The sequence below is a fragment of the Pontibacter sp. T17 genome (genome assembly GCF_057219875.1).
The window spans coordinates 443,635-458,225 of the sequence record NZ_JBXVVW010000002.1; the positions used below are offsets into that span (position 1 = coordinate 443,635).

Below are 14,591 nucleotides of genomic sequence, written 5' to 3' on the forward strand. Positions count from 1 at the left end.
TGCCTGCGTTCTACCCCAAAGTGGCCTGTGTGTCCATTTTAAGCAGGCAAAAGGCTGGCAAGGGGCATGGGCTTTGTATCTTGTAAGCCGACCCACGATCAACCTGCCAGAAAAGTTGCGATACAAGGCTCTTCACCTTCTACTGGGCACATGGTTGGCACTTTTGCCAATGGTGCTGATGGCCCAGCCCGAGACACCGGCTCTGCGCCCTGCACCTGTTGCAGCTACTTCCCGCGAGCAATTGGCCATACCCAACACGCCATTCGCAGGCGTTCGCGGAGAATGGGCCCTCCAAACACTCAACAGTCTGTCGCTGGAAGAGAAGATTGCGCAACTTTTTATGGTACAAGCCTTTACCCGCGCATCTTCATACAACCGAAAGGCGATTGAGCTTCTGATCAAGAAGTACAAAATTGGCGGGCTGATCTTCATGCAGGGTGGGCCGATGAACCAGCTGCACCACGCCAACCTGTACCAACGGATGTCGGACCTGCCGCTGCTGATTGGCCAGGACGCCGAGTGGGGCCTCTCCATGCGGCTGGACAGTACGTTGGTATTGCCCAAAAACATGACGCTGGGCGCCATTGAAAACGACTCGCTGCTGTTCCGTTTTGGCCAGGTGCTGGCCGAACAGTGTCGGGCCGTGGGAGTACACATCAACTTTGCGCCAGTAGTAGACGTCAACAACAACTCGCGCAACCCGGTGATCAACGACCGGTCGTTTGGCGAGGACAAACACCGCGTGACGCGCCGCGCGCTGATGCTGATGCAGGGCATGCAGCAGAACGGTGTGATTGCCTGCGCCAAGCACTTCCCCGGCCATGGCGACACGGATACGGACTCGCACTTTGACATGCCGGTAATAGATCACAGCCGCGCCCGACTGGACACGCTGGAGCTGTATCCGTTCCAACAGCTGATACGGGAAGGCGTGATGTCGGTGATGGTGGCGCACCTGTATGTGCCGGCACTGGACACGACGAAGAACCGCCCGACCACACTTTCGCCCATCATTATCCGCGACCTGCTGCAACAGCAGATGGGCTTCGGTGGCCTGGTATTCACGGACGCCCTGAACATGAAGGGCTTGAGCAAATTCTATCCCCCCGGAAAAGCCGAACTGGCAGCCCTGCTGGCAGGCAACGACGTGCTGCTGTACCCTGAAAATGTGCCGCTGGCCATTCAGGTGATCAAACAGGCAGTATTTGACAGCGTGATTACAGAAGCGGAAATAGACCGCCGGGTGCTGAAGATTCTGCTGGCGAAGGAATGGGCCGGCCTGAACCGCAACCGCTATACATCGGCCAGTGCCGCCCGCGAGGTTCTGAACAGCCCCAAAGCCGAAGCCCTGCGTGCCGAGTTGTACCGTGCCAGTGTAACGCTGGCGCAAAACCCTGATACACTGCTGCCCCTGCGAAATCTGGAGCAGCGGATTGCCTACCTGCAACTGGGCTATGACAACCCCGCGCCTTTCTATCAGGCATTGCGGAAGTACAACCGGGTTGACTACTACAACGCCCCAAAAGACATGACACCCGACCAGCTGCGCCTGTTGCTGGACACCCTGGGCAAATACAACACCGTAGTGGTGGGCCTATTGCAGATGACGCGCCGCGTTGAGTTGCAGTATGGGGTACCCGGCATGGTGCAGGACCTGCTGTGCGGTATTTCCAAGACACCCGCCAAGCTGGTGATTGGCGCCTTTGGCAATCCTTACAGCCTGCAATTGATGCCTGTACAGGCGAGTATCATTGTTTCTTACGACGAAACGCCCGAGGCGCAACAGGCGGCAGCAGAAGTGGTATTCGGCGGCCGCGTCCCCCCTGGCGTGATGCCGGTTACCCCCCCCGGCCGCAAGCGTTCGCCCCAGCCCTATGCTGAAGGGTTCGAGCGCTTTGGCTATGCGCGCCCAGACAGCAGAGGACTGAATGCAGCCACGCTGGGCCGGATCGACTCGATTGTATACCGGGCCATAGGCCAGAAGGCAATGCCCGGCTGCGCCATTCTGGTGATGCGTGGCGACCGTGTGGTATTGGACCGCGGCTATGGCTATACAGACTATGACCGCACCCAACCGGTAGACCCCTACTCCACCGTTTACGACCTGGCATCGGTGACAAAGGTGGCAGGAACCACGCTGGCTGCCATGAAACTGGCCGAAAGAGGCCTGCTGGACCTCGAAGCGCCCTTGACAACCTATCTGCCCGAGCTGTCGGCGACGAACAAAACAGGTATCCGCATCAAGCATCTGCTGCAGCACGACGCCGGGCTGCCTGCCTTCAAGCCCTTCTGGAAAGAAGTAGTAAAAAGCGATGGCAGCGGCATTGACTCTGTGTGGATGCGCCGCCAGCTGGAAGGCGACTTCACGGTGCAGATTGGACCAGAGCTGTTTCTGCACAAGGACTTCAGAACACGGCTCCTGAACGAGATTTATCGCTGCGAACTCACCAGCGAGCCAGGCGAGAAGGTAGTGTACTCTGACCTGGGAATGATTCTACTGGCCGAGATTCTGGAGCGGCAGCTAGGCGAGCGACTTGAGTTTTTCCTTCAGCGGGAGTTTTTCCAGCCTATGGGTATGACCAGTACCTATTACCAGCCTGCGCTGAAGTGTCTGCCCCTGACGCCTGATCCTGGTGCACAGACGTTCCCGCCGACGGTGCTGGACACTTACTTCCGCTTTGGCAAAGTGCAGGGTTACGTGAACGACGAAACTGCCACACTGTTGGGCGGCTACAGCGGGCACGCCGGGCTGTTCAGCAATGTGTATGACCTTGGCAAACTGATGCTGATGCTTAAGAATGGTGGAGTATATGGTGGTCGCAGATATCTTTCCGCCAACACCATAGCGCAGTTTACCAAGCGGCGCGGCCCCAACAACCGTCGCGGGCTGGGCTGGGACAAACCAGAAACCGAGCCTACCCGCCCCTCGCCTACTGCGGTAGGCGCCACGGCCAGTGCATTTGGCCACTTAGGCTTTACCGGCACCTGTGTGTGGGTAGACCCAGAGAAAGACCTGGTGTTTGTGCTGCTCTCCAACCGCACCTGGCCCGACCCCAACAACAAACTCTTCAATGACCTGAGCATCCGCACCAAAGTGATGCAGGTGGTGTATGATGCGCTGGAAAACCCTCGCAACCAACCCTAACAGACACATGAAACTGCGTTTTACTCTCCTGCTGCTGGTACTGGGCAGCACGCTGGCTGGCTGCAACAGCAATGCGCCCGAACGTGCCGCCAAAGCCTTTTTCGAAGGCTATCTGAAGAACAGCAAGCCCAAGCCCACCAAGCGCATGAAGGTAGTAGCCGCCGATAGCGGCATAGTTCAACTGGACATATCGGAGTACCTGCTGTGGCTGGGTAAGCTTCCGCATGCTGGCGAAGGCCTGAAACAGGCGGTGCAAGAAATGGCCGATGTGTGCAACGAGCAGATGCGCAAGGAGAAGTTCAAGGGGGGCGACCTCCCGCAATGTCTGATTGCACAGATTGACCCGGTAATTCGCAGCGGCGATACCGTAGGCGACCCCTGTGTGGCTGTTGCTGGCATCAGCAAAAACGACAGTACCGCCCTCGTGATGGTCTACATTTATGAATGTGCCGACAAAGACATCATCGGAGCCTATGGCGGCCTCCGTGTGAAGATGCGTAAAACCGGCAGTGAATGGCTGGTAGATGGCTTTGACTACGACAAGCCCCAGCCGACCGTTACACAGTAAGCCTCAGCCTGCCCAGCCGTCGCGGTCGAGCGTTCGGTACTGTATGGCTTCGGCTACGTGGCTGGGCTGAATGGCCTCAGACTGTTCGAGGTCGGCGATGGTACGTGCCACCTTTAAAATGCGGTCATAGGCCCGCGCCGAGAGGTTGAGGCGCTTCATGGCGGTCTGTAGCAGCTTTTGGCCTGCTTCGTCTACCGCGCAGAGGGTGCGCACCAGCGGCGCAGGCATCTGAGCGTTACTGTAAATGCCGGGGCGATTGAGGAAGCGCTCGGCCTGAATGGCACGGGCGGCCATCACGCGTTCGCGTATGGTGGTGGAGGTATCCTGTGATGGCGCGGACCGCAATTCATCGAAGGGAACAGGTACTACTTCAATGTGGAGGTCAATGCGGTCGAGAAGCGGGCCACTGACTTTGGAGAGATAGCGCCCTACAGCACCAGGTGGGCAGAGACACTCTTTGTCGGGGTGGTTGTAAAAGCCACAAGGGCAGGGGTTCATGCTGGCGATGAGCATGAAGCTGGCGGGATACTCGACATTGAAGCGGGCACGGGAAATGGTGACCCGGCGCTCTTCCAGCGGCTGGCGAAGCACCTCCAGCACGGTTCGCTTGAACTCGGGCAGTTCGTCGAGAAAGAGGACACCGTGGTGTGCCAGACTGATTTCGCCGGGCTGGGGTTGGTTGCCCCCGCCCACCAGTGCGACATCGGAAATGGTATGGTGTGGCGCGCGGAATGGCCTTTGGGCCACCAGCCCCCGCTGTGTACCCAGACGCCCCGCCACCGAGTGTATTTTGGTGGTCTCCAACGCTTCGTGTAGCGACATAGGTGGCAGTATGGTTGGCAGCCGCTTCGCCAGCATGGTTTTGCCCGCACCGGGTGGCCCTACCAGAATTAGATTGTGGCCGCCAGCGGCAGCTACTTCCATGGCCCGCTTTACCTGATACTGACCGCGGACATCGGCAAAGTCGATGTCTACCTCGGTCTGTGCCTGTTCGAAGAGAGCACGTGTGTCGATACGTACCGGCTCAATGCCCGAACCTGTTTGGAGATAGGCTACGGCTTCGCGCAGGGTGTGGATGGGAATGACGTCGAGCCCGTCTACGATGGCGGCCTCTTCGGCGTTGGCGGCTGGAAGGAGAATGCCTTTGCGCCCCTCTTTACGGGCCTGAATGGCGATGGGCAGCACGCCACGCACAGGTTGCAGCTCGCCGTCAAGGCTCAGCTCGCCCATAATGAGGTAGTCGGCCAGTGGCTCGGCAGGTAGTTGTCCGGATGCTGCGAGGATGCCAATTGCGATGGTGAGATCGTAGGCCGAGCCTTCCTTTCGGACGTCGGCAGGAGCCATGTTGAGGGTAAGCTTTCCTCGGGGAAAGTCGAACCGATTGTTACGGATGGCCGCTTCTACCCTGGCGCGGGCCTCTTTCACTGCATTATCTGGCAGGCCGACCAGCTCAAAGCCAAAATTGGAGCCGAGGTTGACCTCGACGGTAATTGTCAGGGCGCTGACCCCATGCACGGCCGCCCCGTAGGTCTTCACCAACATTGGCGAAAAATACGCACTGACAATCAGGAGATTATGGTATAAAAGCGACAAAAGCTGAACGACTGTGCATACAGGGGCAGGCTTGCGGAAAACTTGCTGTGGAGGCGGGGCTGGGAGATGCTAATTTGCAATCATGCGATTTGCAGATGTAGTGGCGCAGCAGGCCGCAAAAAATGCCTTTCTGGCAATGATGCAGGGCGACCGTCTGCCCCACGCCCTGATGCTGCGGGGCCCGGCAGGGGTTGGCAAACTGGCCTTTGCGCTGGCGGCGGCACAGTATCTGGCCTGTCACAATCCTGGCCCTGAAGACGCCTGTGGTACCTGCCCCGCCTGTCACAAAGCCAGTCAGCTGATTCACCCTGACCTACACTTTACCGCACCCATTTTTCTTCAGACCAGCGGAGGCAAAACCGCCACCACCGACGACTGGATGGAAAAGCTGCGCCCCGCCATTCTCGCTAACCCATACTTCTCTCAACAGGAATGGCTGGGCATACTGGAAGCAGAAAACAAGCAGTTGGTAATAGGCATTGCTGAGATTCGCGAGCTGAAGAAAAAACTGCTGCTGAAAGCCTTTGAGGGCCGGCGCAAAGTGCTGGTGCTGTGGCACGCCGAGAAGATGAACACCGAGGCCGCCAATGCCCTGCTGAAGCTGTTGGAAGAGCCCCCAGATAACACCGTACTGCTGCTGGTGGTGGAAGAGCCCGCCCAGCTGTTACCCACAATCGTGAGCCGATGCCAGCTGCTGCGCCTGCGCCGGCTGCCGCAGACGGCCATCGAACAGGCCCTGCGCAACCGTGGGGTTGACGAACTGGTGGCCCGTGAAGCAGCACGACTGGCCGACGGCAGCCTGGCCGGAGCCGATGCCATATTGGAGCATGCCAGTCAGGGTCTGAGCGAGCTGTACCAGAAATGGATGCGCCTATGTTATGAAGGTTCCTTCGGCACATTGCAACAGTGGGCCGATGGCCTGAGCCATGAGCCGAAGGAAACGCAGAAACTGTTTCTGCAATATGCGCTGCACCAGTTGCGCGACACTCTGCTGTTGCAAACTGGCGTAGAAAGCCTGGTGATGCAACCGGCAGCCGAATTGCAGTTTCTTCAACGGTTTGGCAAAGCGCTGGGGATAGATGCCACTTTATATGCAATTGACAAGGTAGAGCAGGCTGTGCACTACCTGCAGCGGAACGCCAATGCCAGCCTGACGCTGCTGACCCTGAGCCTTGACCTACATGCGGCCATGCGGCGCAACCGCGCAGCCTGAGTATCGAACAAAAAAGGGGGCCTCGTGGCCCCCTCTGGATACTAACAAAACAACATGATGATGTAGTGAAAACTACACGGCCACATGGGAGGTTCCCACGTGGCCGTGCATTTGCCGTGCATTTTCAGTTTAGAGCGATTCCAGACAATATCAGTTCGCTGGGACCAAAGAGCCGTTGGCAGCTTTAAGGTCTATTCGAGCTACGTAAACATTGAGGATGGCGTTGTTATAGTCGCTTTGTGCTTCACGGTAACGCGACTCGGCATCGATCACCTCCAGGTTGGAGCCAACACCCTGCTTGTAGCGGGCTTCAGCAACGCGGTAGACGTTCTCAGCAAGGGCCACGTTTCGCTTCTGGATTTCCAGCGTACGGATGGCATTGGCGAAAGAAACACGAGCCTGCTCATATTCGAGCTCAAACGCCTGCGAGGACTGCTGGAGGTCGTTCTGGAGCTTTTCCATACGGAGGCGGGCCTGCTGGATTTTACCACTTTTGGCCAGACCGTCGAAGATGGGAATGTTGAGCTGTAGCCCCACTGCCCCCTGGGTAAAGGTGAAGTCGCGCCGGTACAGTTCGCCAATAGTGGAGCCGAAGGTATTGTACCCATAGTTTGCATAGCCGACCAGTGAGGGGAGATAGCCCGACTGGTACTGCTTCACATCGTATCGGCTGAGCTTGATATTCTGCTGTTGAAGGCGATACTCAATCCTGTTTTCCGCCTTGAAGCCCAGATTGGTTTCGGCCAGGGCATCCGCAGCAATAGACTCTGCATTGTTCTGAAGCGTGTCAGTGAGCGTGAGATTGCTGAGCAGAGGCATCCCCATCTGGAACTTGAGCGCCAGACTGGTAAGGGCGACCTGTGCGGCCGAATTCTCATAGTTGGCTTCCAGGTTGTTGTAGGCCACCTGGAGGCGGTCCACGTCAATCTGCTCGGCAAAGCCGTTGTTCCGCTGAACGGCGACTTCGTCAAGCTGTCGCTTAAGACGCACCATGTTCTCGCGTACAGTGTTTAGCGTAAGATTGTTAACCAGCACAGCATAGTAGGCTTTGCTGACTTTGGTGACAATCTCCACGCGGCTGCGCTCGGCCGATACCTCGGCCAGTTCGCGGTAAACCTTTGCCGCCTGCAACGCAGTAATGTACCTGCCGTCGAAGATGAGCTGGGTAAGCTGTACCTGACCGTTGGAGGTGGCTTTTGGAGAAAACTGCACCCCAACGAACTGACCCGCCGGAGCAGCAGGGTCGAAAAACTGCGCCGGGATGGGCGATACCGGAATCCGATAGTTGAAGTTCATGCCGACGGTTGCATCAACCTGAGGCAAGCCTTGGGCGCGGGTTTCGCGCATGAGGTAATGCGCGATACGCTTGTCGAGCATGGCATTTTTCAGCGCCTCGTTATTGGAGACGGCATAATCAATGCACTGCTGCAGGCTGAAATTGAACTGTTCGGCTTCCTGTGCGTACGAGGCTTTGGTGCCTATGAAAAAAGAAAAGAGGGAGAGTGAGAGCCCCAAGAGGAGTTTCGAGGGTTTCATGAGAGTGTAAGTGAGTAATTCTTAATGTATTCTTCGAGTTTCTCGTAGCCTTTCCGCGTGACAAGCCCAAAGAGGTAATGGGTCATGAACTCGCGGTTGGTATCTATAAGCGGGAACTGATCGGGTGGCAGGAGATCCAGATCCAGAAGCAGGTTGATGCTGGCGGTGTGCATACGAGCCATGAACTCGACATTGACATCCGGGCGATAGAGCCCCTCGGCAATGCCCCGCTCAAGGTTGCGGCGAACGGAATCGCGCACGAAGCCAGTGTGATAGGAGTCGAACTCCTGCCACACGACTGGAAAGTATTTCCGGATTTCAACTGGCAGAATGGGATTCAGGCCGTTAAGTCGCTGGCACTCGAAGTTCTGTATGCTCAGAATTTCGATGATGGCGTCTTCCGACTCTCCCATGATACGCCGGCAACCTTCGCTCTGTTCTGCGATGTACGCCATGGACACAGCCATAACCAACTCTTCCTTGTTACGGAAATGCTGGTAAATGGTTTTCTTCGACATACCAAGCTGTGTAGCGACATCATCCATTGTGATGTTGCGCACGCCGTACTTGAAGAAATAGGCCCGGCAGAATTCGAGGATGCGTTCTTTCATCAGGATAACGGGTGCAAAACTGAGGAAACTTTAAAAAAGTTCGCAGTTTCTTCCGTTACTTTTTTCCGGGAGGTAGGGGCAGGCACCCGAACCGTCAGGCCAGACGGCTCAAGTGTTGCCCCAGAAGTGGCGCCGGAGCGAATAAGATCAGCCCAGCGCAGCAAGACTTTGCTGCAAAGCGGCAATTTTGGCTTCGGCATCGGCCAGCTTCTGGCGCTCGCGCTCCACCACATCGGGCTTGGCATTCGACACAAACCGCTCGTTCGAAAGCTTGGCCTGCACCTGCTGGCGGAAGCCTTCGTTATACTCGATCTCCTTTAGAATGCGCTCTTTCTCACCAGCGGTGTCGACGCCTTCGCCTGCCGGAACGTAAAGCTCATGGCCGCCCCGAAGCACCAGGCTGAACGCGCCAGTCTGGGGCTCGTCTACAAAGGAGTAGCCATCGAGGTTGACGAGGCGGGACACAACGGGCAGGTTGCGGTCGAAGAAAGCGCGGTCGGTGGTGCGGATGCGCAGCTCAATGGGCTGCTGGGCCTTGATGCCTTTCTCGGCGCGGAGGGCACGGAGGGCAGTGGCCATCTCGCGGGCAAGGTCCATATCGGCCAGCAGGGCCAGGGCGTCGGCAGAGAGCTGGGTATCGGCAGCGGGCTCGGCCAGGGGTGCTACGATGACGCAGTCCTTGGCGGCGCGCTCGCCGAAGCTGTGCCAGAGCTCCTCGGTGAGGAAGGGCATGAGCGGGTGCAGGAGCTTCACCAGCTGCTCGAACGAGGCGAGGGTCTGCTCGAAGGTCTTGCGGGGCAGGGGCTCGCCGAAGGGAGGCTTCACGAGCTCAAGGTACCAGGAGCAGAAGTCGTCCCAGACGAGTTTATAGAGCGTCATGACACCCTCTGAGAGACGGAACTGGTCGAATAGCCCCTGTAACTCCACTTCCACCTGCTGAACACGGGTAGCCAGCCACTGGGCGGCCATTTCCTGGCGAGGCTCGGGCGCGGCGTCGGTGAGGTTGGCCTCCCAGCCCTTCACGAGGCGGAAAGCATTCCAGATCTTGTTGGCGAAGTTGCGGCCCTGCTCGCAGTAGGATTCATCGAACAGAAGGTCGTTGCCGGCTGGCGACGACATAAGCATGCCAAAGCGGACGCCATCGGCACCGTACTTCTGGATGAGCTCCAGAGGGTCGGGGCTGTTGCCCAGACTCTTGCTCATCTTGCGGCCCTGTTTGTCGCGCACAATACCGGTGAGGTATACGTTGCGGAAAGGCACCTGCTTCATCCATTCGTTACCGGCCATGATCATGCGAGCCACCCAGAAGAAGAGGATTTCGGGTGCGGTAACGAGGTCGGATGTGGGATAGAAGTACTGTAGGTCTTCGTTGGGGGTGCGGGGTTGGCAGTGCGCCTCTTCGTTGAAGATGGAGGCGTCGAACACTGCGATGGGCCAGAGCCACGAGGAGAACCAGGTGTCGAGGACGTCGTCGTCCTGGCGTAGGTCGGCGGCGGTGATGGCGGGGTTCTCGCGCTGGGCCTGTGCCAGGGCCTCTTCAACTGTAACGGCTACCACGAACGAGCCGTCGGGCAGATACCAGGCCGGAATACGATGACCCCACCAGAGCTGGCGGCTGATACACCAATCTTTCACGTTCTCCATCCAGTGGCGGTAGGTGTTGATGAACTTACCGGGGATGAGCTTTACCTCGCCCTCCTCTACCACTTTCAGCGCTTTCTGTGCCAGCTTAGGCATCTTCACCCACCACTGAAGCGACAGACGGTCTTCGATGACGGCGTCGGTGCGCTCGCTGTGGCCGATGCTGGTGGTATAGTCTTCGGCTTTTTCCAGCAGTCCGGCGGCGTCCAGCTCCTTAGCGATCTCCTTGCGGACGGCAAAGCGGTCTTTGCCCACGTAGTGCGGCAGGCCACAGGCTTCGTTCAGGGTGCCATCTTCGTTGAGCGTGTTGATGATGACGCCCATTTCGGGGTGGCGCTGGTAGATGTCGAAGTCTACGCGGGAATGGGCGGGCGTGACCTTGAGGCAGCCGGTACCGAACTCGCGGTCTACGGCCTCGTCGCCAATGACGGGAATCCAGCGGTCGGTGAGCGGCACACGCACCCGGGAGTTGCTCTTCAGCAGGTGGGCATAGCGCTCGTCTTCGGGGTGCACAGCCACGGCCATGTCGGCCAGAATGGTCTCGGGGCGGGTGGTCGCAACGGTGAGGTGCTGGTCGGTACCCTCGATAGTGTAGCGCACGTGGTAGAGCTTGGCGCGAACTTCCTTATAGATGACCTCCTCGTCGGACACGGCAGTGCGGCCGACGGGGTCCCAGTTGACCATGCGCTCGCCGCGGTAGATGAGGCCCTTGCGGTAAAGGTCTACGAAGACGGCAATAACCGCGGTGTAGAGGTCTTTCTCGGGGCCGGGGCCTTCCTGCATGGTAAAGCTGGTGCGGCGCCAGTCGCAGCTGGCACCGAGGTGGCGCAGCTGCTGCAGAATAATGCCGCCGTATTTCTCTTTCCACTGCCAGGCGTGCTTCAGGAAGTCTTCGCGCGAGAGGTCTTTCTTGGTAATGCCCTGCTCGCGGAGGAGGGCCACTACCTTGGCCTCGGTAGCGATGCTGGCGTGGTCGGTGCCAGCCACCCACAGGGCGTTATAGCCCTGCATGCGCCTGCGGCGGATGAGGACGTCCTGAATGGTGTTGTTGAGCATGTGCCCCATGTGGAGCACGCCAGTGACGTTGGGGGGAGGGATGACGATGGTGTACGGCCCCTTGGGGAAGCGGGTGCGGGCGGGGTCGGCATCGGCGTGAAAAAAGCCCTGCTCGTCCCAGTAGGCGTACCACTTGGGTTCGATGGCACTGGGCTCGTAGGTCTTGGCAATCTCTGACATGGCGTGCAAAAATGGGAGTGCAAAAGTAGGCAAAAGGCCCTCTTGGCTGGCACTCAGTAGCCAAGAGAAGCTTTGAGGGCGCTGAGGGCGTAGAGAGCGGCGGTTTCGGTGCGGAGGCGTGCCTGTCCCAATCCGACGAGGTGCCAGCCGAGTTCCTGCGCCAGTTGGGCTTCTTCGGGTGTGAAGTCGCCCTCGGGGCCAATGGCCAGCGTGGTAAGCAGAGGTTGGGCCGGAGGCAGCAGAGGGGCCAGCGGCGCGGTAGTCTCGCACCAGGCCAGGGCGCCCTTGTACTGGCGCAGCGCCTGGGGCAGCGACATGTACTGCAATTGCGGCAGGCGGCTGCGGTGGCACTGTTTGAGGGCCGCAATCATGATGCGCTCCAGCCGGTCAAGGTTGACATTACCTCGCTCGGTGCGGGTGCAGTCGGCCAGGATGAGTTGGGTTACGCCCAGCTCGACCGATTTCTCCACAATCCATTCAAGGCGGTCGCGGTGTTTCAGGGGCGACACCACAAGCACTACCTCGTGGGCATGCTCGCCCCAATTCGGGTGCTGTACCTCAATGGTGAACGCCACTTTGTCTTTGTGTGCCTTGACAATTGGGCCTTCAACGTAAAGCCCCTTTCCATCCACTGCGCCGATTCGCTGGCCGGGAGCATAACGCATGACACGCGTACAATGCCCGGCATCCTCGGCGGTGAGCCAAGCCCACGGCGCCTCGATATGATCCAGATAGAAGCAATCCATTCTGAATGCAATCTAATGTGCGTTAGGTTCGTTGGTGTGTTTGCAGATATCGAATGCGTATATTTGCGCCCATTGTCGGAACATTGAAACAGCGAACCTGATTCAATGCCAAGACGTTACAACCGAACCCACACGATTTAATCTTCCCATTTCGCGGACAGCCATGAGCAAACTGACGCAGCCAGCGCTGAAGGACATCACCAACGCGCCCAAGGTTAACTACCAACTGGAACCTGCTGAACTGGTAGAGCACGCCCTCCGTCGCGGCGACGGCGTACTGGCCGACAGTGGCGCCCTGGTGGTGAGCACGGGCAAGTTCACCGGTCGCAGCCCGAAGGACAAGTTCGTAGTGAAGGACGCGAACACCGCCGACAAGGTATGGTGGGGTTCGGTAAACAATGAGATCAGCGAAGAGAAGTTCGACCAGCTGTACAAGAAGGTGTGTGCCCACCTTGGCACCAAGGAACTGTACGTGCGCGACTGCTACGCTGGCGCCAACCAGAAGTACCGTATCGGCGTTCGTGTCATCAACGAAAGCCCCTGGGCCAACCTCTTCTGCTACAACCTCTTCCTGCGCCCCAAGCATGAAGAACTGGCAAACTTCAACGCAGACTGGACTATTCTGGCTGCTCCCTCTTTCCATGCCAACCCCGCCGAAGACGGCACCAAGGCTGAAAACTTCTCGATCATCAACTTCACCAAGAAGGTGATTCTGATCGGTGGTTCGGCCTATACCGGTGAAATGAAGAAAGGCATCTTCACCGTAATGAACTACATCCTGCCATTCCAGGGTGTGCTGCCGATGCACTGCTCTGCCAACGTAGGCGACAACGGTGACGTTGCCATCTTCTTCGGCCTGTCGGGCACCGGCAAAACCACGCTGAGCGCCGACCCGAACCGCCAGCTCATTGGCGACGACGAGCACGGCTGGACGGAAAACTCGGTGTTCAACTTCGAAGGCGGCTGCTATGCCAAGTGCATCAACCTGAGCCAGGAGAAGGAACCCCAGATCTGGAACGCCATCAAGTTTGGCTCGCTGGTAGAGAACACCCAGTTCTTCGACGGCACCCGCACCGTGGATTTCGATAACCAGAGTGTTACCGAGAACACCCGTGTGGCCTACCCCATCCACTACATCGACAACGCCCAGGAAGGCAGCGAAGCCGGCCTGCCCCAGAACATCTTCCTGTTGACAGCCGATGCCTTTGGTGTACTGCCCCCCATCAGCAAGCTGACCGTAGGCCAGGCAATGTACCAGTTCCTGAGTGGCTACACCGCCAAGGTAGCTGGCACCGAAGCTGGCGTGAAAGAGCCCCAGGCTACTTTCAGCCCCTGCTACGGCCAGGCGTTCCTGCCCCTGCACCCCACCAAGTACGCCGAAATGCTGGGCGACAAACTGCGCTCGCACAAGGTGAACGTGTGGCTGGTAAACACTGGCTGGACGGGTGGCCCTTACGGTGTAGGCTCGCGCATGAAGCTGGGCTACACCCGCGCCATGATTACCGCCGCCCTCAAAGGCGAACTGGAGAAAGTATCGTTTGAGAACGACCCGATCTTTGGCCTGGCCATGCCGACCACTGCTCCCGGCGTTCCCAGCGAAGTGCTGAACCCGCGCAACACCTGGGCCGACAAGAGCGCCTACGACGCGAAGGCCAACCACCTGGCCCAGCTCTTCAACGAGAACTTCGCCAAGTACAGCGACTTCGCCAGCGACGAGATCAAAGCTGCTGCCCCCAAGGTAATGGCCTGAGTTCGAACCGAACGGAAATGAAAAAGGGGCTTCGATGAAGCCCCTTTTCCTTTTGTGTTACGGGTGGAATCAGTTGCAGAACTGCTCCATTGCCATCTTGAGGTTGCCAGCAATAAGATCGGCGCTGCGACCCTCGATGTGATGACGCTCGAGCATGTGCACCAGCTTGCCGTCTTTGAAGAGGGCAATGCAGGGCGAGCTCGGAGGGAAGGGCAGGAGAAACTCGCGGGCCTTTTTGGTAGCATCGGTGTCTACACCTGCGAAGACCGTAACGATACGGCTGGGCTTGGCAGGAGCCTCTTCCAGCGCTTTGCGTACACCCGGACGGGCAGCGCCAGCGGCACAGCCACATACAGAGTTAACGACCAGCAGCGTGGTGCCTTCGTTGGCATTGAGAACAGATTCTACGGCCTGAGGGTCGCGGAGTTCCTGGAACCCGAGGGTCGTGAGCTCAGCACGCATCGGGGTGGTGATATATTCGGGATACATCGACATAGCGAAGCAAGTAAGGTTGTCGGTTGGTGTAACGCGTAATTCTGCTGTTAAGTATAA

The 14,591-nt window shown here is 58.2% G+C and carries 10 protein-coding genes; 4 read left to right on the forward strand and 6 right to left on the reverse strand.

Annotated elements, in window-relative coordinates; translation table 11 throughout:
• Positions 1-169: 169 nt before the first annotated feature.
• Both AC2D8O_RS09860 and AC2D8O_RS09865 read left to right on the forward strand, forming a co-directional pair.
• Complete coding sequence (locus AC2D8O_RS09860) at positions 170-3,145, forward strand: serine hydrolase domain-containing protein (RefSeq protein WP_484678650.1); 2,976 nt, start codon at positions 170-172, stop codon at positions 3,143-3,145.
• Positions 3,146-3,152: 7 nt separating this feature from the next.
• Complete coding sequence (locus AC2D8O_RS09865) at positions 3,153-3,713, forward strand: hypothetical protein (RefSeq protein ID WP_484678651.1); 561 nt, start codon at positions 3,153-3,155, stop codon at positions 3,711-3,713.
• A gap of 3 nt (positions 3,714-3,716) precedes the next feature.
• Here the strand turns inward: AC2D8O_RS09865 and AC2D8O_RS09870 are convergent, their stop codons facing one another.
• Entirely contained in the window at positions 3,717-5,255 is a 1,539-nt protein-coding gene (locus AC2D8O_RS09870; RefSeq protein ID WP_484678652.1) for a YifB family Mg chelatase-like AAA ATPase, read from the reverse strand.
• A 133-nt stretch (positions 5,256-5,388) separates the two neighbouring features.
• On the opposite strand from AC2D8O_RS09870, the gene holB reads away from it, so the two are divergent.
• Positions 5,389-6,519: a DNA polymerase III subunit delta' gene (holB, locus tag AC2D8O_RS09875; protein WP_484678653.1), complete on the forward strand. Its 1,131-nt coding sequence runs from the start codon at positions 5,389-5,391 to the stop codon at positions 6,517-6,519.
• A gap of 150 nt (positions 6,520-6,669) precedes the next feature.
• Here the strand turns inward: holB and AC2D8O_RS09880 are convergent, their stop codons facing one another.
• The 4 genes from AC2D8O_RS09880 to AC2D8O_RS09895 all read right to left on the reverse strand — a co-directional run bounded on the left by AC2D8O_RS09880 (position 6,670) and on the right by AC2D8O_RS09895 (position 12,289).
• Complete coding sequence (locus tag AC2D8O_RS09880) at positions 6,670-8,055, reverse strand: TolC family protein (protein ID WP_484678654.1); 1,386 nt, start codon at positions 8,053-8,055, stop codon at positions 6,670-6,672.
• A complete protein-coding gene (locus tag AC2D8O_RS09885; protein ID WP_484678655.1) occupies positions 8,052-8,666 on the reverse strand; it encodes a TetR/AcrR family transcriptional regulator in 615 nt (204 codons plus the stop codon). Before AC2D8O_RS09885 ends, AC2D8O_RS09880 begins: the two co-directional genes overlap by 4 nt.
• A 147-nt stretch (positions 8,667-8,813) precedes the next feature.
• Positions 8,814-11,543, reverse strand: coding sequence for a valine--tRNA ligase (locus tag AC2D8O_RS09890; protein ID WP_484678656.1), 2,730 nt, complete (start codon positions 11,541-11,543; stop codon positions 8,814-8,816).
• A 53-nt stretch (positions 11,544-11,596) separates the two neighbouring features.
• The gene (locus AC2D8O_RS09895) at positions 11,597-12,289 is read right to left on the reverse strand and encodes an RsmE family RNA methyltransferase (protein ID WP_484678657.1); all 693 of its coding nucleotides are present in this window, start codon (positions 12,287-12,289) and stop codon (positions 11,597-11,599) included.
• A gap of 163 nt (positions 12,290-12,452) precedes the next feature.
• Here AC2D8O_RS09895 and pckA point away from each other — a divergent pair, with 163 nt between their 5' ends.
• Positions 12,453-14,039 carry a phosphoenolpyruvate carboxykinase (ATP) gene (pckA, locus tag AC2D8O_RS09900; protein ID WP_484678658.1) on the forward strand — a complete coding sequence of 529 codons (1,587 nt, stop codon included), beginning with the start codon at positions 12,453-12,455 and terminating at the stop codon, positions 14,037-14,039.
• 69 nt (positions 14,040-14,108) lie between these two features.
• Here pckA and AC2D8O_RS09905 read toward each other — a convergent pair whose 3' ends face one another.
• On the reverse strand, positions 14,109-14,528 hold the full coding sequence (locus AC2D8O_RS09905; RefSeq protein WP_484679310.1) for a BrxA/BrxB family bacilliredoxin: 420 nt from the start codon (positions 14,526-14,528) through the stop codon (positions 14,109-14,111).
• Between the last annotated feature and the right edge of the window lie 63 nt (positions 14,529-14,591).